Raw genomic sequence first — 20,038 nt, 5'->3', positions numbered from 1 at the left:
TAAGCCGGTGTGTTATTCATCAACCAGGCTGAGTTTAATAAAGTCCAAATCTTTTTTTCTGAGTACCAGACAAATACGCGGGGTTTCTATTTGAATTGGATCCCCTAACGGCGCAACGCGTATGACACGGAATATCGATCCGGGCAGCATTCCCAGCGAAAGTAATTTCTGCCGGTATGCCGGATTGATCTCTGGAGTGAATCCGGTGATCTTATATGAGTGTTGGGGATGCAGTTGTGTCATGTTGTTTTATTTAGCCGTTAACTCATGTTAATGAAGCATATAACTCAGTGGAGAACAGTCTTTTTTGTAAATGATATTCATTCGCCATTAAGTCTACCAAACTGACATAAACGTAGTTTTTTACACTGTATAAATGCTCATAACCTTAATGTTAGTAATAATGATTATCGTATACAATGCACGGCCGCTTGTTAAGCGTAAATAATTATTACCAGACCTATTTTATGACTTAGGTCAAACGGGTTGGTTAATGTCATATTATTTAAATCATTATCAATCCGAGGTTTCCGGATAACGATGTTCAATTTATTGATTAACCATGAATAACTTTGGTTATATGCAGTATGAGTATTTATTGATAAGCCTGGGGCAGCCAAGAATGCTCTGTGATAGCGGTGGGTTTTTATAACATCTTTATTTATAGCGCTAAGACTCACTTTTTAGAATTAACCTTCGCTAACATATTGAATAACCAAAGGCTGCTGTGTTGTTCAGCAGCCAAGGGTTATTGATATGATTAACGCTTAGCGCTTCATTTTATTCAGGGCTGCGGTTAATGCATCCCCCATTGCGCTGTTATTATTGTCTCTGCCCGCAGCTGGTTTAGGCTTCTGTTGTGGGGCCGTCCGCTGTGGTTTGTCTCGGCCAGATGATGCTGGTTTACGGTTACCGTCTTCCGGCTGTTCATCTAAACGCATGGTTAAGGCAATACGCTTACGGGCCAAATCAACCTCAAGCACTTTTACCTTAACAATGTCACCGGCTTTGACGACGGTGTGCGGGTCTTCAACAAACTTATCGGCTAACGAGGAGATATGGACTAAGCCGTCCTGATGAACACCGATATCCACGAAAGCACCAAAGTTAGTCACGTTGGTGACTGAGCCTTCAAGAATCATTCCTACGTTAAGATCGTTCATGGTTTCAACGCCATCAGCGAAATTAGCCGTTTTGAATTCCGGACGTGGATCACGACCCGGCTTTTCTAACTCTTTCAGGATATCTGTTACCGTCGGGACACCGAAACGGTCATCAATAAATTCAGTCGCTTTCAATCCGCGCAACGCGTCAGCGCTGCCCATCAGGTCTTGCAGCGTTTTTTGTGTGGCGGCGAGGATGCGCTCAACAACCGGATAGGTTTCCGGGTGAACGGTAGAGGCATCCAGTGGATTATCGCCCTGATTGATGCGTAGGAAGCCGGCACATTGTTCAAAAGCTTTAGGACCTAGGCGGCTGACATCCAGCAATTGATTCCGGTTGTTAAATCGCCCGTTGGCATCGCGCCAATCAACAATGTTTTGAGCCATGATTCGGCTTAAACCGGCAACTCTTGTCAGTAGCGGAACGGAGGCCGTATTCAGGTCAACGCCAACGGCATTTACGCAGTCTTCAACCACTGCGTCCAGACGGCGGGCTAACTGAGACTGGCTCACATCATGCTGGTACTGACCGACACCAATAGATTTAGGATCGATCTTGACCAGTTCAGCCAACGGATCTTGCAGGCGACGGGCGATAGAAACTGCACCGCGAATAGAAACATCCAGATCCGGGAATTCTAACGCTGCCAGTTCAGAGGCTGAATAGACCGAGGCTCCGGCTTCACTGACAATCACCTTCTGACCTTTCACATCAGGGTATTGGCGCTGTAATTCAAGATAAAAGCGCTCAGTTTCTCGCGAAGCCGTACCGTTACCGATAGCGACCAGCTCAACATGATGCTTAATGCATAGTGCTGCAACCACGGCGGCCGCTTTAGCTGCCTGACCGGTGTGCGGATAAACGGTTTCAGTTGCTACCAGTTTACCCGTTGCATCAACAACCGCGACTTTCACGCCGGTACGTAAACCCGGATCAAGACCCATAGTTGCCCGCATTCCCGCCGGGGCAGCCATCAGAAGATCGTGCATATTCCGCGCAAAAACGTTGATGGCTTCATCTTCGGATTTTTCTCTCAGGCTACCCATTAATTCGGTTTCCATATGGAGAAGAATCTTGATGCGCCACGTCCAGTTAACCACCGCTTTACGCCATGTATCAGCAGGTGCATTGTTTAAACGCAGGTTTAGATGGTCAGTAATAATCTGTTCGCAATAGCTTTCGCGCGGGGGCTCTTCATGCTGTGGATCGGCATTGAGGGAAAGGCTTAAAATGCCTTCATTACGACCTCGGAACATGGCGAGCGCACGGTGGGATGGCGTTGTTGAAATCGGTTCATGGTGATCAAAATAGTCGCGGAATTTCGCCCCTTCGTCCTGTTTGCCATCAATGACTTTTGCCGTCAGGTGGGCATTTTTCCACAGGTATTGTCGGATTTTACCTAACAGTGCCGCGTCTTCAGCGAAACGCTCCATTAAGATATACCGTGCGCCATCAAGTGCAGCTTTGGTATCGGCAACCCCTTTATCAATATCAATATAGGCAGCAGCAGCCAGTTCAGGCTCTTGCTGAGGATCTTGCCATAGGCTATCGGCTAACGGCTCAAGGCCTGCTTCAATGGCGATTTGGCCACGGGTGCGACGTTTAGGTTTGTAGGGCAGGTAGAGGTCTTCGAGCTCGGTCTTGCTCATGGTGCCATTTACGGCAGCGGCCAGTTCGGCAGATAGCTTACCCTGCTCATCAATTGATTTAAGAATAGTTTGGCGGCGATCTTCCAGCTCACGCAGGTAAACTAATCGGGTCTCAAGCTGCCGGAGTTGAGTATCGTCCAGACCGCCGGTGACCTCTTTTCGATAACGGGCGATAAAAGGAACGGTATTACCTTCATCCAGTAAATTGATGGTGGACAATACCTGCTCAGGCCTTACCTGTAATTCATTTGCAATAATGCGGCTTAGTGGATTATTCATAAAGCATGCTGTCTGTCTGAGTGAGAAATTAATGCCGTTATACGTATTGCTGAATAAAAATGCCAGCATAACGAGAGGTAATCGAATGTTATTACATATAAAATGGGGTTAAGTTTCTATTATTACGCTACAATTTGTAGCAGTTTGACGCTCAGAGAATCTAATGGCAAAAAGCAATTATATTACCCGCCAGGGCTGGCAGGCACTGGATGACGAGTTAAAGTATTTGTGGCGGGAAGAACGCCCGATAGTCACTCAGGCCGTGTCTGAAGCGGCAGCAATGGGCGATCGCTCAGAAAACGCTGAATATATTTATGGTAAGAGGCGCTTACGCGAAATTGATCGCCGGGTCAGGTTTCTGACTAAACGTCTTGAAGTATTAAAGATTGTTGATCCAAATCCTCAGCAGGAAGGCAAAGTATTTTTCGGCGCGTGGGTCAAGGTTGAGAATGAAGACGGCGAGGTGAATGTGTTTCGCTTAGTCGGCCCTGATGAGTTTGAACCAGCGAAAAAGTGGATTTCTATTGATTCGCCGGTAGCCCGGGCGCTGTTAGGCAAAAAAGTTGATGATGAAGTCAGCGTACAAACACCAAATGGTATAGCCACATATTGGATTTTAGATATCCGCTATCAGCCATTTGACTAAGTCATCATATGAATAAGAAAAGTATGGGTTGGCGGGTTAGTTTTCCTGACGGGAATGAGTGTGTATTCAGCGGTTAATTTCAGCTATTTTGTTGATATTTAATCTTTGTAACAATTTACTCTTGTCAGTTATACAATTTACGTTGTCTCAATTAAATCTACATTTTGTAGTTTATTTGTTGTTAGACAATAAAACCTTTGGAGCAAAATCATGCAAGAGAATCATAAGATTCTGGTTGTTGACGACGATATGCGTTTACGTGGTTTATTAGAACGCTATCTTACCGAACAGGGTTTTCAGGTTCGGGGTGTGGCCAACGCAGAGCAGATGGATCGTCTGCTAACGAGAGAATCATTTCATCTGATGGTGCTTGATCTCATGCTTCCGGGGGAAGATGGCCTGTCTATTTGCCGTCGTTTGCGCAGCCAAAGTAATCCGATTCCAATTATTATGGTAACGGCTAAAGGTGAAGAAGTTGATCGTATCGTTGGTCTGGAAATCGGTGCTGATGACTATATTCCTAAGCCGTTTAACCCGCGTGAATTGTTGGCACGGATTCGGGCGGTATTACGACGTCAGGCTAGTGAACTACCGGGTGCACCTTCTCAGGAAGAGGCCGTCATTTTATTCGGTAAATTTAAACTGAACCTCGGAACCCGTGAAATGTTTCGTGACGATGAGCCAATGCCTTTAACTAGCGGCGAGTTTGCCGTATTAAAAGCTTTAGTCAGCCACCCGAGAGAACCGCTGTCGCGTGATAAGTTAATGAATCTGGCTCGAGGAAGAGAATATAGCGCCATGGAGCGTTCAATTGACGTTCAGATCTCCCGCCTGCGCCGCATGGTTGAAGAAGATCCGGCTCATCCTCGCTATATCCAGACCGTTTGGGGTTTAGGCTACGTATTTGTTCCGGATGGTAGCGCTGCATGAGTTTTTGGCGATTCCCTCCCCGGAGTTCGGTCGCTCGTACATTATTATTAATAGTGTCGTTACTGTTTATCAGTTTGGTAACGACCTACTTTGTAGTTCTTAATTTTGCCATTCTGCCAAGTATTCAGCAGTTTAATAAGGTATTAGCATACGAAGTTCGTATGCTAATGACCGACAAGCTAAAGCTTGAGGATGGTACTTATCTGATTATTCCGCCTCAGTTCCGGCAAGAAATGTATCGCGAACTGGGAATTTCACTGCATACCGATGCTTCTGCAGAAGAGACGGGTCTGCGCTGGGCTCAAAGCTATGACTTCTTAAGCAAACAGATGGAACAGCAGCTTGGCGGACCTACTGAGGTTCGTATTCAGGTGGGTAATCATTCGCCGGTAGTTTGGCTTAAAACGTCTCTCTCTCCTGATATTTGGGTCAGGGTTCCCCTAACGGAAATTCGTCAGGGCGAATTTGCTCCGCTGTTTCGCTACACGCTGGCGATTATTCTGATGGTCATTGGCGGAGCCTGGTTATTTATTCGCATTCAGAATCGGCCACTGGCCGATCTTGAACATGCTGCCCAGCAGGTTGGCATGGGTATTCCCTCGCCGCCACTGCGTGAATATGGCGCCTCTGAAATCCGATCGGTAACCCGTGCGTTTAACCGGATGACTTCCGGCGTTAAGCAGCTTGATGATGACCGGACTCTGCTGATGGCCGGCGTCAGCCATGACCTTCGAACTCCTCTTACCCGTATCCGTTTAGCTACTGAGATGATGGGCGAGAAAGAGGAGTATTTAGCGGAGTCGATCAACAAAGATATCGAAGAGTGTAATGCCATCATTGAGCAATTCATCGATTATTTGAGAACCGGAAGGGAACTTCATACTGAACCGGGTGATATCAATAGCATTTTGGCTGAGGTTGTTTCAGCCAGTACCGGTTATGAAGAGTGCATAGAAACGGAACTGTTTTATGGTGAACTGATGGCTAATATTCACCCGTTATCGATTAAGCGTGCGATGGTCAATTTATTGGTAAATGCATCCCGATATGGTAACGGTTGGATTAAGGTCAGCAGCGGGCGTGAATACCATCGGGTTTGGTTCCAGATTGAAGATAATGGCCCCGGTATTCCTGAAGATCAGTTAGAGATATTGTTTCAGCCATTTGTGCGCGGAGACAGTGCTCGAAGCATCAGTGGAACAGGATTAGGGCTGGCGATTCTTCGGCGAATTATTGACGGTCATGATGGTGAAATATTGATGGGAACCAGCTCTCGCGGGGGATTGAAGGTTAAAGTATCCCTTTTCGAATGGAGCGAGAATAACTAATGCTGTAGGTATTCTGTTTAGTTACAAGCTAACGGTAAAAAGGCGCCTTACGGCGCCTTTTGCATTAAGAAGAACGCTATCCTGCTTTACACTTTTTCTTCTTCTAACTGCGGCCCAGCGGCAACTAATGCAGCACCTGCTGAAGTATCCGTATATTTATCGAAGTTAGTGATAAACAGCTTAGCCAGCTCTTTGGCTTTCTCTTGCCACTTTTCTTCACTCGCATAAGTATCACGTGGGTCGAGAATTGTAGGATCAACGCCCGGTAAGGAAGTCGGAACGCTTAAATCAAAGATTGGCAGGGTGAATGTATCCGCCTTATCAATATCGCCATTCAGGATGGCATCAATGATGGCTCGTGTATCCTTGATAGAGATACGCTTGCCGGTGCCGTTCCAGCCGGTATTGACCAAATAAGCGTGAGCACCCGCAGCTTTCATTCTCTTAACCAGGACTTCCGCATACTGCGTCGGGTGTAAGGATAAGAATGCGGCACCAAAACACGCCGAGAACGTTGGCGTTGGCTCAGTAATTCCGCGTTCAGTTCCTGCCAGCTTTGCAGTAAAACCGGACAGGAAATGATACTGAGTTTGGTCTGGCGTGAGGCGAGACACCGGCGGTAATACGCCAAAGGCATCGGCCGTTAAGAAAATGACTTTCTTCGCATGACCGGCTTTAGACACTGGCTTAACGATATTCTGGATATGATAAATCGGATAAGAAACCCGAGTATTCTCAGTTTTAGAACCATCGTTAAAATCAACGGTACCGTCATCGAGCACGGTAACGTTTTCCAGCAGAGCATCGCGCTTAATTGCGTTATAGATATCGGGCTCAGCTTCCGGAGACAGCTTAATGGTCTTCGCGTAGCAGCCGCCTTCGAAGTTAAAGACTCCGTCATCATCCCAGCCATGTTCATCGTCACCAATTAACTGGCGCTTAGGATCGGTTGACAGGGTTGTTTTACCGGTACCGGATAGGCCAAAGAATATGGCCACATCCCCTTTATCGCCCACGTTGGCAGAACAGTGCATTGAGGCAATGCCTTTTAGCGGCAGTAGGTAGTTCATGATAGAGAACATACCTTTCTTCATTTCTCCGCCGTACCAGGTTCCGCCGATCAGCTGTATGCGCTCGGTTAAGTTGAAGGCAACAAAGTTTTCAGAGTTAAGACCTTGCTCTTTCCAGTTAGGATTGGTGCATTTGGCACCGTTCATAACGATAAAGTCAGGTTCAAAATTTTGTAGCTGCTCATCGGTGGGGCGGATGAACATATTCTTAACGAAGTGTGCTTGCCACGCGACTTCTGTGATGAACCGAACTTTTAATTGAGTGTCTGCATTGGCTCCGCAGTAAGCATCAACAACAAATAGGCGCTTACCTGAAAGTTGATTTGCGACCAATTTTTTTAGGTCAGCCCATATTGCCGGAGTAATAGGTTTATTGTCGTTTTTGCCTTTTCCCTGATCTGCCCACCAGACGGTATCTCGGCTTGTATCATCGCGAACAATATACTTATCTTTAGGTGAGCGTCCGGTGAAAATACCGGTATCAACGGATATTGCACCTAATTTAGTTAGCTTACCTTTTTCAAATCCTTGCAGGTCCGAACGTGTTTCTTCTTTATACAGATAATCATAGCTTGGGTTATACACGATCTCAGTGGCACCTTGGATCCCATAAGTTGTCAGGTCTTTTGCTGTGATGCGGTTTGTGCTCATAATTTTTCCTTAAAAAGATGAATACTGAATATGATTGTAAAGGCTTTCCTGACGATGACTGAGACAACTATCAAGGTTCGGCATATTGTTCTAAATTTTGATAAGAGATGCGATCTAGGTCGCTAGAATATGAGACGTGAAACGATTAAGGGGAGGTAAATAGCCAGATAATAAGACGGATGTACCGAGAATGAATGCGTTTCATTCCCGGTATTAAGATTAATGGCGAGTATTGTTTCCAATATCACTGCCACTGTTTAAACGAATTGCATCGATATCCATTTTTTCGAAAATGTAATGATTGCCACAATAATCACAATGCATATCAATATTGCCATCTTCGGTCAGAAGCGAGTCAATCTCTGCCGGAGAGACGGCAATCAGTGCTTGAGCACAGCGATCTCTGGAACAGGTACAGTGGAAACTGACATTTTGCGATTCAAATAATGTGACATCTTCTTCGTGATATAGACGATGTAATATCTCTTCCACATTCAGGCTGAATAATTCTTCAGATTTGATTGTTTCAGTCAATGCGGCAAGATGTTCAAATTCACTGATGTTACTTTGGTGTGCTGGTAATACTTGTAGCAGCATACCCGCCGCAGCCGCTTTACCATTATGCGCACCGGTTTTAATAAATAGGCGAGTGGGAAGCTGCTCCGACTGGCGGAAGTACTCTTCAATACATTCGGCAACCGTTTCACCGTCAATACTGACAACACCCTGATAACGCTCACCTTCTTTTGGCATGATGGTAATGACTAAGTAGCCGTTACCGATCATCTGCTTTAATGAGTCGTGTTCGCCAACTTCACCCTGTAACCGGGCAACGCCGCGCATTTGTTGTAAGTTGTCACCGTTAATCACCGCCAGCTTAACCGGTCCGTCACCCTGAAGCTGAACGGTAATATCACCGTTAAACTTTAAGGTTGCAGTTAGCAGGCTGGTGGCAACCAGCATTTCGCCTAACAGACGTTGAACGGCAACCGGGTAGTCATGATTTTCAAGTATTTGGCTATAAGTATCGCTCAAGGAGATCAATTCTCCCCGGACATCATGTTTTTCAAATAGGTAACGGTGGAGCTTGTCTGTATTTGGCATTTCTCTTCTCTCATTAAGGCGAGCGATAAATAATGGTGTCTTTAGTATCAGCACCAAGATCGATTATTCATTCTCGCCATATTTAAATTTGATTAAGTCGCGTCGCTCTTTTTTATCTGGCCTGCGCTCTGGGTGGGGCATAGTAAGCGCATTTAACTTACGGGCTTGCGATACGCTCTCTCGCTTGGTAATGCTCTCGGCTGTTTCAGTATAAAGTTGCTGAGCTTCGTTTGCTCCGCGCCGCTGGATACTGAGAGCGGCTATACGCACTGTTTTCTCATCGTTACCCTGACGTAATCGAATTTCAGCGCCGACTTCAACCAATTTACTGGGTTTAGCCCGTTGGCCATTGTAGTGAACCTTACCGCCATCAACCATCTCTCTGGCAATGGCTCTGGTCTTATAAAAACGGGCAGCCCAAAGCCATTTATCGAGTCGTATTTCTGGCTCTTCGGTTATTTTGGCAGACATAAATTCTCCTGATTCACTGCGGCGGCTAATCGTGCAACATTCGGCTGGATAACGCAGGATGAAATATTCAGATACTTAAACATATGGGCAAAATGCCGAAAATCAAGGCAGCATCCTGTTTGTTAGCGGCGGATAATATACGTATTAGCTTTGCTGCAGTTTGAGCCTTAAATTTTTCGCAAAACACCGATCGTAATAATCCTGAATTTTTGATATCCGCTGTGAGTTCTTACGGACGCGAATCCCTAACATGATGGTATTGTAAACCAGGCTACAGAGCATCACGATAAACAGCAGGCTTGCGCCAAAGTAGCGCCAAAACGAGATTAGGCTGGATTCGCTATGCAGCGAGATTCTTGTGGTGTCGTTATCCATTTTGCCAAGTTCGATAACGATGCCGCTGGATGAAAAATCCGTATTCAGCAATGTTTTCGACAGCCGTTGCAACTCAAACCATTGTTTAATAGCAGTATTATCATAAAGCGTGTCAAGTGGAATACTAGGATGCATTAAATCCTGGATATCTTCATTATTGACCATCTGTTTTTCATCATCATCATTTCTGATGTAAAAACCACCTTTAGGTTTGTTGTATAACGCCTGTGCAGCCAAGTGTGTTTGGCTGTAGAAAAAGGATGACACTATTGAGTTTACCTGAGAACGAAGTGCATCAGCGGCGACCGGGCGCAGGAATACATCAGTATCTTGAATTGATTGATTTTGAGATTTTTCAACCAAAGATTCCCACTCTTTTTCATTACTCAGAACTAATAAAGAGTTTTTTAATCGGCGACAGTCACCAGAATCACGACATAAGTTTTCTGTTTTTATCACAATGTCAGAAAAATCAGGGATTACCGTCATGCCGGCCTTCTGCGCTGTTTTAGCTAATTCAGGATTACTTTTGGCGGCCTGAACATTTAACGGGCTAAGCTGATAGTTCATGCTATCCAGCAGTGCAATAGCATTATCGATGACTGCTGATGACGGCAGCGAAGGTAAGTCTGTTACCCCCCAATACACTTCCGTACAGTCAAAAGGCATAAACGGGTAGGTGATATCACTACGGTATATTGCCGGTATGCTACACATACCATTACCACTGACAGTTAAGCGATCGCCTATTTTGATATTTGCCGCAGCCAGTTGTTCTGGCGTAGTCACCGTGACATTCTTCGTACCCTGTAGCCACGCCATACTCAGTTGAAGCGGAAGCTTTAACGGAATGAATGATACTAATAATAGAATGATAAACAGGGAAGTGATTGCCAGAACCAGATTTTTCCCCCAGTGATGTAGCGGGAAATTGACTGACTCATCATGTAATGACAAGAAGTCACCTTGCTTCACTACGTGGCGATTTATATAAATATCAATATTGGTGGTATGGCCGATATCATAGCCAATATAAGGCTGCCAGTGAGGGGGATAAATCAAATCAATGGTGCCAACAGAAATATTGGTTAATTGGTCAGTGTCAGACTCACCAAACAGCCCCCATCGTTTAGGCGTTCCCCGTAGGCAATGAATATTGAACTGGGTGCGTTTGGTGGAGTAGCGAAGTAAACGCCACAATCCAATTGCCAGCAGAACCCCAGCTAGAATAATTAACCATGGCAGCAGCACGGTAGGGCTAAGCAAGCTAAAGAAGATAATAGTATAAGCAACGGAAAGAATGACCGATTCGTAGAGCCGTTTTTTATGCTTTAAGTTAAATTCTTCAACCGTTTCTTTACGTAGCCGAATCAGTTCAACGTTTTCGTTATTTTCTTGATTTCTATTTTCGAACGATTTTTGCTGTGGTTGCGGTTCTGGCTGAGTTTGCTGGCGTTTGGTTAATACATAGTCAGTCAGCTTTTGCCCGTTTAATTCGATAACTAATGGAATAGTTTGCGTTTTAACCACGTCTACCTGATTGATATCCTGAATGTACTCAATCCAGTCGGAATCAAGTGCGATTTCAATACCGTTAATGTAATAGCGCTTAATTGGATTTTTTTCATCAGAGGTAATGAGCGTAGTAATGGGCGCATTGAATGAATATATATTGTCACTATAGGGGGTCAGGGCCGACTTAATGGATGTAGCCGTTTTATTTTGCTCTTTATTTTGCGTTTCCAGAAATCCCAGATATTCATCAATAGCTAACTTTTCGTCTAGCGACAATTTACGATTGCTGTTATGTACAAAAGGTAAGTTGTGATCGTTATTTTCGCTGTTTCTGATTTTGTTGCGTAATTTCCATTGGTAGATAGCCATGCCCAGAAGCACAACAAAAATAATAAGCAATAATATGATGAATACGTTTACATCATCACTTACTAACATGGAAAACTCTCACAGATAAGCCCGCTAATTTTGTAATTGGTTGTTATTAATAATGGTTCAATCTATTTCTGTATGGTTCACTATTTGAGATCCTTGCACAATTAGCGAAACGTCTTACTCTCTATATGCCATGCTTGGTTGACTCATTTACCAGAGGTAACCTGTAAATCGTTCTCTATATAAAAGTCGATTGGCTAGAATGAGTGGCTGCACTTCTCCCTTTAGGTAAGGAGCTGCGTACTGTTCAAAAATGCCTATGGTCTTTTTATCCTATACCTTGAATTATTTTGAGTATAGTAAGGTAAACTATCAGCGATCTTTCAATTTTAGCTTGGTTAGTCGACCAGAAATAAGTTATCAGCTGTATTATAAACAAAATCAGATATATTTCATTATGGGAATTTTCCTGTCCGGGACATAAGCGATGAGTAAAACACAACAAAAACCTAAAATACTTAATGTTGAGACTGTGGCCAGCTCGCGTATGTTCAGGATTCAGTCGGTCGATTTAACCTTCAGTAACGGTGAAAGTCGAGTTTATGAACGCTTATTACCGGAAGGGCGTCAGGCGGTAATGATTGTACCGGTATTGAATGACAATATTCTTTTAATTAGAGAATATGCGGTGGCAATAGAAGATTATGAGCTTGGTTTTCCTAAAGGATTGGTGGAACCGAATGAGGATGTTCTGGTTGCGGCAAATAGAGAAATGATGGAAGAAATTGGCTACGGTGCGAGAAAGTTAACGGTTCTTTCTAAACTGACGCTTGCTCCATCCTATTTCGCCAGCACAATGACCATCGTATTGGCCGAAGATTTATATGAGCAGAAGCTTGAAGGGGATGAGCCCGAACCGTTAACGCTGGTGAGCTGGCCACAGAGTAAGATGATAGAGCTGTTAGCACTAAGTGATTTTAATGAAGCGCGTAATGTGAGTGCACTATTTCTTGCCAGAGAGTATCTAAACCAGAGATAGTTGGCTGTATTGGCGGATATAAAAATATTAAACAAAAAGGCCGTTCAGTTGAACGGCCTTTTTAGTGAGTGCGGTTTAGAATAGCTCTTGTGTTTCGCCACCGTCAGTTACCGTGGTACCTATTTCTGAAACAGCACGGGTAGTTGGCTCAGTTCCTTTAATAAAGAATTCTGATTTACTACGCCCGCCGCTGGCTAACTGGCCGCTATACATATCAATCATGACGCTAATAATGCCTTTAGGCTTAGGCGTTTGTTGAACCGGCAGACCATTTAATGCGACTTTCATAAAGTCGATCCAAGCCGGCTGGGCACTTTGCGCCCCGGCTTCACCACGGCCTAAACCACGGCGATGATCGTCAAAACCAATCCAGACTGAGGTGACGGTAGATGGGCCAAAGCCCGAGAACCAAGCGTCTTTTGAACCGTTAGTCGTACCGGTTTTACCACCGATATCATTACGTTTGAGATCTCTGGCAGCTCGCCAGCCTGTACCATTCCACCCGCCGCCCGGCTCACCGGCGACATTACTCTTTAACGCATCCTGCATCAGGAAGGCTAACTCAGAGCTAATGACGTGCGGAGCATAAGGTGATTCATCTTTTACTGGCACCTTATTAGGATCAATCTTTTCCAGATTAGGGACAGGAACGATGCTGTTAACGGCACTTTCAGTTAACGGATCGACTTCATCACTACCATCATCGCTAGGGTCAGTTGGTTGTGGAGCAGTCGCAGCTGCTTCATCGGTCTGCGTGCTTAAATCAATGGTATTGCTTATCAGGGCCTGGGATTTTTCGGTATCACCAAAAACAACTGGAATATCACAGTCAAATCCGCAGGCAACTTTAGGCTTGGCTTCGTATACGACTGAACCACTGTCATTCTCTATTTTTGAAATAAAGTAAGGGTCAATTAAGTATCCGCCATTTGCAAAGACTGCATAGGCGCGGGCAACCTGCATTGGCGTAAAGGATGCGGCACCTAACGCCAGTGATTCTGTTCGAGAGATATTTTGTGCCGGGAATCCGAAACGTTGCAGATAATCAGCAACATAGTCAACGCCAACGGCCCGCATAGCACGAACAATCATAACGTTTTTTGACAGGCCTAAACCCACACGAAGACGCAGTGGGCCGTCATATCGTGGCGGTGAGTTTTTGGGTGACCAGATTTTACCACCGCCAACGCTCAGGCTGATCGGTAAGTCGGTTAATAAAGTCGACAGCGTTAAGCCACGGTCCAATGCTGCGGTGTATACAAATGGCTTAATGTTTGAACCTGCCTGACGAACGGCCTGAGTAACTCGATTAAATTTACTGTGGTTATAGTCAAATCCACCGACTAAGGCTTTTACTGCTCCGTCATGAGGGTCGAGTGAGATTAATGCTGAGTTTACATTCGGTACCTGTGATAAAACCCAGGCATCATCATTATTCTTACGTATCCAAATCTGTTGTCCAACCTGAACGACGTCGGTAACTTTTTTCGGGCTAGGGCCCATAGCTCGGTCATTAAGGAACGGGCGAGCCCAGCGCATAGCAGAGAACGGCAATACCAGCGGTTGTCCATCGGCTAACATCAGCGTTGCCTGCTGTGCTTCGGTTTGAGTTACAACGGCCGGTGTAAGCGGGCCATAGCTAGGGATAGCCTTTAAAGAATCAACAATTTGCTGCTTATCCCATGGCGTTTCACTTGCTTTCCACAACACGCTTGAAGGGCCATGATAGCCATGGCGAATATCATATTGGATGATATTGTTGCGCACGGCTTCAGTGGCGGCCACTTGCAGATTTTTAGTGATGGTGGTGTAAACCTTATAGCCATCGGTGTATGCATTCTCACCATAGCGCTCCATCATATCCTGACGCACCATTTCTGCTAAGTATGGGGCAGCGAAGGCAATTTCAGGTTCATGATAGTTTGCGATTAACGGTGAGTTTTTCGCATCCATATACTCTTGCTGGGTGATGTATTTCTCTTCCAGCATGCGATAAAGCACAGTATTGCGACGCGTTAGGGCGCGGTCATGTGAGTAGAGCGGATTATAAGTGGATGGGGCTTTAGGTAAGCCTGCAATCATCGCCATTTCACTTAAGGTTAGCTGACTGACCTCTTTACCAAAGTAAACATGTGCAGCTGAACCCACGCCATAAGCGCGATAACCCAAATAAATTTTATTCAGATAAAGCTCAAGAATTTCATCTTTGGTCATCGACTTTTCAATGCGTATCGCAAGAAAAGCCTCTTTGGCTTTACGAATGATGGTTTTTTCAGGGCTCAGGAAGAAGTTTCTGGCCAACTGCTGGGTGATAGTACTCGCCCCTTGCTTGGCAGAACCTGCATTTACGGCCACTACTGCAGCACGAATGATACCAATCGGATCAATTCCGTGGTGTTCGTAGAAGCGGCTATCTTCAGTTGCAATAAATGCATGAATTAGCTGCGGTGGGATTTGCTCCAGCGTTAACGGGATACGACGCTTCTCACCGAACTGAGCGATAAGTTCACCGTCGGCACTGAACACCTGCATAGGTGTCTGTAAGCGGACCTCTTTTAGGGTAGAGACATCCGGCAACTCTGGCTCAAGATACTTATAGAGACCAAAAATAGCGCCAATTCCCAAAAAAAAGCAACAGATTGCAATAATGAAAAGATACTTTACGAACTTCACCTGAGATTTCCCATAACGTGGCCACTGTGTGGTTTATAAACAGCTACTGGATAGTATAAAGGCAACGTTGCTTTGTGGATACGTTCTTTTATCGGCGGAAGATGAAAAGGAGAGTTCAAAAAATGAGGATCTGGCAGGTTGGTTTAGATATTCAGGAAAGCGGTTTTTACGCCTTTGCCGTTCAACATCAACGCTATGGCTGGCAATTGAGGCATTGGTTTTACCAGCCCGTGATAGCCCCGCTGTTTAGTCATGCCGATACAACAAATTCGTATCAATTTATTGAGGCACTTAAAAAATGGCACCGACAGCTACCAAAAGGTGTTTCTATCAGGGTGGCTCTTCCTGCAGGAGCCATACTTCAGCAATCAGTTAGTTTGCCTGCGCAAAAGCTTTCGCCACAGGAGCAGGGCTGGTTTGTCGAGGCGTCTGTGGTCAAGCTATTTCCTTTATCGGCAAGGGAGTTAACCGTTGATTATCGAGCGATCTCTTCAGTATCTCCAGAATCGGAAAGTACCAAGAATATGGTGATTACTGCGGCCCGGCGTACTGACATTGAGCGATGGACAACGCTGTTAGCTCAAGCTGGTATATTTCCAGACATTATTGATACTGTCCCCTGTGTTTTAAGAGCGATGGCCAGCATGGCGGCTATCAATTCTGACTACTTATTAGTGCATCAGTTAGAACATCAGTATCTTGTTGTATCACCACTTAATCAGGCGTTTGCCTATCGTTTATTGCCAAATGACGGGCAATCATGTCCGGACAGAATGGCATGCGCTTTACAAACTTTTCGCCAACTATCAGGGCAACATATTGATAATATTTACTTTAGCGGCTTGGGTGATACTTCCGAACTGCCGGCGAATGTCCAGTGTTGGTCTCCTATGGTGGCGTTGCATCAAATGCAACCCCCGCTGCCAGATGAGCCTCATCAGTTCGTTCTGGCATGTGGCTTAGCATTAAGGCGTGAGGATGCTTAATGCTACAGGTTAACTTTCTTCCGTGGCGCATTGAGAAGCAGCAAAAAAGAGTGAAACGATTTGTCTTGCTGGTTCTCTGTTATTTAGCTTGTGCAGTCAGTGGCTTAGGATTGGCGGCTTATTCAGTGAATACTCAACAACATGCATTAGCTGAAACTCTGGCGGCAGTTACGGAATTCAATCTCCAACAGGTTAAACAACTGGCTGAGATTAAGCGATATCAAAAAGAACTTGCCAGACAGGTTGGCTACCAACAAGAAATTCTTCGGATTAAAACGTCTGTATCCAGTTTGGGGCAAGTTTTTACCTATTTTGAAAAAACCTTAACACCTTCCATTGGGTTTAAGCGCATCGATATTGTTGGCTCTCGCTTGAACATTGAGGGTCAGGGTAGAGGATATCTATCCGTAGTTGATTTTTATCGCCAAACCGAAAGTATGCCTTTGGTCCAAAATGTTCAACTAGGCAAGATTACTGCCTCTACGGCAGATGCCGATCTGTTCATTTTCTCTATTTCAGCGCAGCGGAGCGGGGGTTCATTGTGAATCTTACGCCTGATATCGACTGGCAATTTATTGCATCGGGCCCTGCATGGATTCGTCATCTGGTGGGAGTCATTGCCAGTCTGACGCTTTTTAGCGTCCTTTGGTATTTCTTTATTATGCCCGTCCGCTCAGGTAATCAGGCTACCCACCAGCAGATTATGACCGCCCAGATATTATCTGATGGCTATCGGCGACAATTAGCTACTTTGCCGTTAGCGGAACAACTGATTGATCGGGTTCAGCGGTTAAAAGAACAGCACCAACCCCATCGCTATCGTTCATCGCTAACGGCGAAATTAACCCAGCAGGTTACTGATTACGTAAAGCTATCGGGTGGTCAGCTTATTGGCTTAAAACGTCAGCCGACCGTGGCAGATGAGGACGCAGGCTTTATTGTTTATCGCTGGCAGCTAAATATAAAGGCCAGCTACTTCCAATTTTTTGAGTTTATTCAGCTTATTAATAAAGGGACTCGGTTATTCACGATTGAAAATCTGACGATGGTTGGCGAAGCGGGCCGCCTAAACCTAACCATAAGCTTAAGCTTATATCAGCTAAACATGGAGGATTAGTGAGTCGATTATTACTCGCCATACTTGGATTAATCCTTTGTCTATTCCGGCATTCATTGACGTTGGCAGAAGGGCTCAGCGTACTTTCTCTTGAATTGAACCGGCGGGATCCTTTTGCCGAGGTCTTAGAGCCAGTATGCCAAAAAGAGATACAAGACGAAGGTTCAATCATCTCAAGCTGGCGCCTGCGTGGCGTTATTGGGCAAGAATCAGAGCGAAAAGGGTGGATTCAGGTGCCGTCTGGCGAATGGCTTAAAGTGTTTTTACAGGTCAGATTACCGGTTGCTCATTGGCAGGTTAAGCGTATTGGTTACGGAACCGTTTTGTTCTCGCCTTCGACTTCGCCTGAGTTGCGGTGTAATTCAACACAGTCCATTGAACTGAACATAAGGAAGTGATGATGCGTTTCATCCGAAACCTTTGGATTTCATTCGCATATACAACCGCGTTGACAATATTTAGCCTGTTTTTTACGTCCGCTTTATTCGCACAACCGGAACAACCCAATAAGCCTATTTCATTGGAGTTTCAGGATGCACCTCTGAGCGTAATATTGCAGGCGTTAGCTGATTATCAACATCTGAATTTAGTGGTGATGGAGAGCGTGAACGGTAAATTGAGTATCCGTTTAGATAACGTGCCCTGGAAACAGGCATTGTCAGTTATTTTAAAAGCGGGGCAGCTTGAGGTAGAGCTCGATGGAAATGTCATGATCGTAATGCCTCGACAAGAAAGGGAGGCCCGTCGTCAACATAGTGAACAGATTCAGCAACAGCGGACAGCTGAGCAACCGTTAACCACATTTAAGCACATAGTGCGTTATGCCGATGTCACTGAGTTAGCCAAAATGGTCAATAGCCAAAAAGGCAGCCTGCTTTCGGAGCGGGGGCGTGTTATTGCTGATACCCGAACTAATACCATTATAGTTCGGGATATTAGTCACTCGTTAGAGGCCGTTCGCGCTTTTATTCAGCAAGTTGATTATCCTCAACCTCAGGTTTTGCTGACCGCCTATGTGGTAACAATGAATCATGAAAACCTTGAAGAGTTAGGGGTTAAATGGGGACTAAGTAGTGATACTGATTTGAATAGTGACGCTATGCGCGGAAAATTTAATATTAATCTTCCCGTTGCCAGTCCGGCAGGTCAGGTAGGGTTTCAGGTTGCTCGCTTGAAGGGGCGGTTTCTTAACCTTGAGCTATCCGCACTTGAGGCAGAAAATAATGTCGATATCATTGCCAGCCCCCGCTTACTGACCGTCAATAAACAGACGGCGAGTATTAAGCAGGGAACTGAGATCCCCTATGAAGTATCAAGTGGCTCCAGCGGAGCAACATCGATTGAATTTAAACAGGCGGTTTTGGGATTAGAAGTCACTCCTCGAATTTTTCAGGGAGGGCGGTTAGAACTGGACTTACTGATTAGCCAGAATATGCCGGGTAAAAGCCTAAAGAAAGGTGACGGTGGTGAAATACTCACTATTGATACGCAGGAAATTAAAACTCAAGTTTCGGTCTCTGATGGCGAAACTATCGTTCTGGGCGGCATTTTTCAGCAAAGCAAGATGTCAGGTATGGAAAACGTCCCTTTTTTAGGCGATATACCTCTGCTTGGAGCACTTTTTCAGCGAAAATCGAATAAACAGAACCGGCGGGAGTTAGTTATTTTTATTACACCGACGATCATCACACCATCGCCAATATTATCAGACAACGAAATAGAAAGTGGTTAATATTCTATAAGATAAAATTATTACGCTTAATTTTTTTAGCGGGTAATCGTCGGGTCAACCGGTTTATTTTCTTTTTTAATCTCATGGAAATTTGACGAGTTGACTGATTTAGCTTACAAGTGTCTATCTGAATCAAACCAAGCGATGAGGTTTAGGGTTGGATTTGATGGGGAATTTATCATTTCACCCATCGGAAGCTAATGCAGCGAATTTATTCGGTTGCCAAACTACCTATAGTGTTGAGATAATTTCCAGTCTGATCTCACACATAATGCTTATGAGGTTTCAGGTGTACTCCCGTAGCTGCTTTGAATTGGCGGGGCGGGTTGTCATTAACGAATTATCTTAGTAATACCAAAAAACATGGCAGAAAAACGCAATATCTTCCTGGTAGGCCCTATGGGTGCGGGTAAGAGCACAATAGGTCGTCAGTTGGCTCAACAGCTTAATATGGAGTTTGTTGACTCCGATCACGAGATTGAACGCCGTACTGGAGCTGATATAGCCTGGGTATTCGACGTTGAAGGCGAAGAAGGTTTTCGCGATCGTGAAGAAAAAGTAATTAATGAACTGACGGAAAAGCAAGGCATCGTTCTGGCAACCGGCGGTGGTTCTGTAAAATCGAAAGAAACTCGTAACCGCTTGTCCGCTCGCGGTGTGGTTGTTTATTTAGAAACCACAATTGAAAAACAGTTAGCTCGTACTCAGCGTGATAAAAAGCGTCCACTATTACAAGTAGATACGCCACGTGACGTTCTGGAAGCATTGGCATTAGAGCGGAATCCGCTGTATGAAGAAATTGCTGATGTGACCATTCAGACTGATGAACAAAGCGCCAAAGTTGTTGCGAATCAAATTATTCAATTGATTGAAAACAGCTGATTTATAAAGCATTCATTCTGCTTTGAGCCCAATAACGATATATAAGAAAGGC

General features: G+C 44.9%; 17 protein-coding genes. 10 read left to right on the top strand and 7 right to left on the bottom strand.

The window, feature by feature from the left end; all coding sequences use genetic code 11:
- Nucleotides 1–12: 12 nt before the first annotated feature.
- Together feoA and YWE_RS0106945 are read right to left on the bottom strand one after the other, a co-directional pair.
- Entirely contained in the window at nt 13–243 is a 231-nt protein-coding gene (gene feoA, locus YWE_RS0106955) for a ferrous iron transporter A (protein ID WP_029093874.1), read from the bottom strand.
- Between the two features lie 524 nt (nt 244–767).
- Nucleotides 768–3,092 carry a Tex family protein gene (locus YWE_RS0106945; protein ID WP_029093872.1) on the bottom strand — a complete coding sequence of 775 codons (2,325 nt, stop codon included), beginning with the start codon at nt 3,090–3,092 and terminating at the stop codon, nt 768–770.
- Between the two features lie 163 nt (nt 3,093–3,255).
- On the opposite strand from YWE_RS0106945, the gene greB reads away from it, so the two are divergent.
- The 3 genes from greB to envZ all read left to right on the top strand — a co-directional run bounded on the left by greB (nt 3,256) and on the right by envZ (nt 5,996).
- On the top strand, nt 3,256–3,738 hold the full coding sequence (gene greB, locus YWE_RS0106940; RefSeq protein WP_029093871.1) for a transcription elongation factor GreB: 483 nt from the start codon (nt 3,256–3,258) through the stop codon (nt 3,736–3,738).
- Between the two features lie 210 nt (nt 3,739–3,948).
- Entirely contained in the window at nt 3,949–4,668 is a 720-nt protein-coding gene (ompR, locus tag YWE_RS0106935; protein WP_029093870.1) for an osmolarity response regulator transcription factor OmpR, read from the top strand.
- A complete protein-coding gene (gene envZ / locus YWE_RS0106930) occupies nt 4,665–5,996 on the top strand; it encodes a two-component system sensor histidine kinase EnvZ (RefSeq protein ID WP_029093869.1) in 1,332 nt (443 codons plus the stop codon). The genes ompR and envZ overlap by 4 nt, the downstream gene beginning before the upstream one ends.
- A gap of 86 nt (nt 5,997–6,082) precedes the next feature.
- Here envZ and pckA read toward each other — a convergent pair whose 3' ends face one another.
- The 4 genes from pckA to YWE_RS0106910 form a co-directional block, all read right to left on the bottom strand.
- The gene (gene pckA / locus YWE_RS0106925) at nt 6,083–7,717 is read right to left on the bottom strand and encodes a phosphoenolpyruvate carboxykinase (ATP) (RefSeq protein WP_029093868.1); all 1,635 of its coding nucleotides are present in this window, start codon (nt 7,715–7,717) and stop codon (nt 6,083–6,085) included.
- A gap of 219 nt (nt 7,718–7,936) precedes the next feature.
- Complete coding sequence (gene hslO / locus YWE_RS0106920; RefSeq protein WP_029093867.1) at nt 7,937–8,821, bottom strand: Hsp33 family molecular chaperone HslO; 885 nt, start codon at nt 8,819–8,821, stop codon at nt 7,937–7,939.
- 63 nt (nt 8,822–8,884) lie between these two features.
- Nucleotides 8,885–9,292 (bottom strand): ribosome-associated heat shock protein Hsp15, encoded by a 408-nt coding sequence (gene hslR / locus YWE_RS0106915; RefSeq protein WP_029093866.1) that lies wholly within the window; start codon nt 9,290–9,292, stop codon nt 8,885–8,887.
- Between the two features lie 144 nt (nt 9,293–9,436).
- Nucleotides 9,437–11,620 carry an IgaA/UmoB family intracellular growth attenuator gene (locus YWE_RS0106910; RefSeq protein ID WP_029093865.1) on the bottom strand — a complete coding sequence of 728 codons (2,184 nt, stop codon included), beginning with the start codon at nt 11,618–11,620 and terminating at the stop codon, nt 9,437–9,439.
- Nucleotides 11,621–12,044: 424 nt separating this feature from the next.
- Here YWE_RS0106910 and nudE point away from each other — a divergent pair, with 424 nt between their 5' ends.
- Complete coding sequence (gene nudE / locus YWE_RS0106905; protein ID WP_029093864.1) at nt 12,045–12,596, top strand: ADP compounds hydrolase NudE; 552 nt, start codon at nt 12,045–12,047, stop codon at nt 12,594–12,596.
- Between the two features lie 75 nt (nt 12,597–12,671).
- On the opposite strand, the gene mrcA is transcribed toward nudE, so the two are convergent.
- The gene (gene mrcA / locus YWE_RS0106900; protein ID WP_029093863.1) at nt 12,672–15,269 is read right to left on the bottom strand and encodes a peptidoglycan glycosyltransferase/peptidoglycan DD-transpeptidase MrcA; all 2,598 of its coding nucleotides are present in this window, start codon (nt 15,267–15,269) and stop codon (nt 12,672–12,674) included.
- A 122-nt stretch (nt 15,270–15,391) separates the two neighbouring features.
- Between mrcA and pilM the strand changes: the two genes are divergently transcribed.
- The 6 genes from pilM to aroK all read left to right on the top strand — a co-directional run bounded on the left by pilM (nt 15,392) and on the right by aroK (nt 19,986).
- Nucleotides 15,392–16,255 (top strand): type IV pilus biogenesis protein PilM, encoded by an 864-nt coding sequence (pilM, locus tag YWE_RS0106895; RefSeq protein ID WP_029093862.1) that lies wholly within the window; start codon nt 15,392–15,394, stop codon nt 16,253–16,255.
- Complete coding sequence (locus YWE_RS0106890) at nt 16,255–16,800, top strand: PilN domain-containing protein (protein WP_029093861.1); 546 nt, start codon at nt 16,255–16,257, stop codon at nt 16,798–16,800. Before pilM ends, YWE_RS0106890 begins: the two co-directional genes overlap by 1 nt.
- Nucleotides 16,797–17,372 carry a hypothetical protein gene (locus YWE_RS0106885; protein WP_029093860.1) on the top strand — a complete coding sequence of 192 codons (576 nt, stop codon included), beginning with the start codon at nt 16,797–16,799 and terminating at the stop codon, nt 17,370–17,372. The genes YWE_RS0106890 and YWE_RS0106885 overlap by 4 nt, the downstream gene beginning before the upstream one ends.
- Nucleotides 17,372–17,770 (top strand): hypothetical protein, encoded by a 399-nt coding sequence (locus tag YWE_RS0106880; RefSeq protein WP_029093859.1) that lies wholly within the window; start codon nt 17,372–17,374, stop codon nt 17,768–17,770. Before YWE_RS0106885 ends, YWE_RS0106880 begins: the two co-directional genes overlap by 1 nt.
- Before the next feature lie 2 nt (nt 17,771–17,772).
- A complete protein-coding gene (gene hofQ / locus YWE_RS26840; protein WP_084167014.1) occupies nt 17,773–19,104 on the top strand; it encodes a DNA uptake porin HofQ in 1,332 nt (443 codons plus the stop codon).
- Nucleotides 19,105–19,467: 363 nt separating this feature from the next.
- A complete protein-coding gene (gene aroK, locus YWE_RS0106870) occupies nt 19,468–19,986 on the top strand; it encodes a shikimate kinase AroK (protein WP_029093858.1) in 519 nt (172 codons plus the stop codon).
- Nucleotides 19,987–20,038: the final 52 nt, after the last annotated feature.

This window comes from Budvicia aquatica DSM 5075 = ATCC 35567 (assembly GCF_000427805.1).
In the GTDB taxonomy this organism is placed as follows: domain Bacteria; phylum Pseudomonadota; class Gammaproteobacteria; order Enterobacterales; family Enterobacteriaceae; genus Budvicia; species Budvicia aquatica.
The sequence above is the reverse complement of the archived record's forward strand: the minus strand, read 5'-3'. Positions and strand labels throughout refer to the sequence as shown.

Bases quoted from the DNA above. Each gene is read 5' to 3' on its own strand.
- feoA (WP_029093874.1), bottom strand. From the start codon at position 243: ATGACACAACTGCATCCCCAACACTCATATAAGATCACCGGATTCACT.
- YWE_RS0106945 (WP_029093872.1), bottom strand. From the start codon at position 3,092: ATGAATAATCCACTAAGCCGCATTATTGCAAATGAATTACAGGTAAGG.
- greB (WP_029093871.1), top strand. From the start codon at position 3,256: ATGGCAAAAAGCAATTATATTACCCGCCAGGGCTGGCAGGCACTGGAT.
- ompR (WP_029093870.1), top strand. From the start codon at position 3,949: ATGCAAGAGAATCATAAGATTCTGGTTGTTGACGACGATATGCGTTTA.
- envZ (WP_029093869.1), top strand. From the start codon at position 4,665: ATGAGTTTTTGGCGATTCCCTCCCCGGAGTTCGGTCGCTCGTACATTA.
- pckA (WP_029093868.1), bottom strand. From the start codon at position 7,717: ATGAGCACAAACCGCATCACAGCAAAAGACCTGACAACTTATGGGATC.
- hslO (WP_029093867.1), bottom strand. From the start codon at position 8,821: ATGCCAAATACAGACAAGCTCCACCGTTACCTATTTGAAAAACATGAT.
- hslR (WP_029093866.1), bottom strand. From the start codon at position 9,292: ATGTCTGCCAAAATAACCGAAGAGCCAGAAATACGACTCGATAAATGG.
- YWE_RS0106910 (WP_029093865.1), bottom strand. From the start codon at position 11,620: ATGTTAGTAAGTGATGATGTAAACGTATTCATCATATTATTGCTTATT.
- nudE (WP_029093864.1), top strand. From the start codon at position 12,045: ATGAGTAAAACACAACAAAAACCTAAAATACTTAATGTTGAGACTGTG.
- pilM (WP_029093862.1), top strand. From the start codon at position 15,392: ATGAGGATCTGGCAGGTTGGTTTAGATATTCAGGAAAGCGGTTTTTAC.
- YWE_RS0106890 (WP_029093861.1), top strand. From the start codon at position 16,255: ATGCTACAGGTTAACTTTCTTCCGTGGCGCATTGAGAAGCAGCAAAAA.
- hofQ (WP_084167014.1), top strand. From the start codon at position 17,773: ATGCGTTTCATCCGAAACCTTTGGATTTCATTCGCATATACAACCGCG.
- aroK (WP_029093858.1), top strand. From the start codon at position 19,468: ATGGCAGAAAAACGCAATATCTTCCTGGTAGGCCCTATGGGTGCGGGT.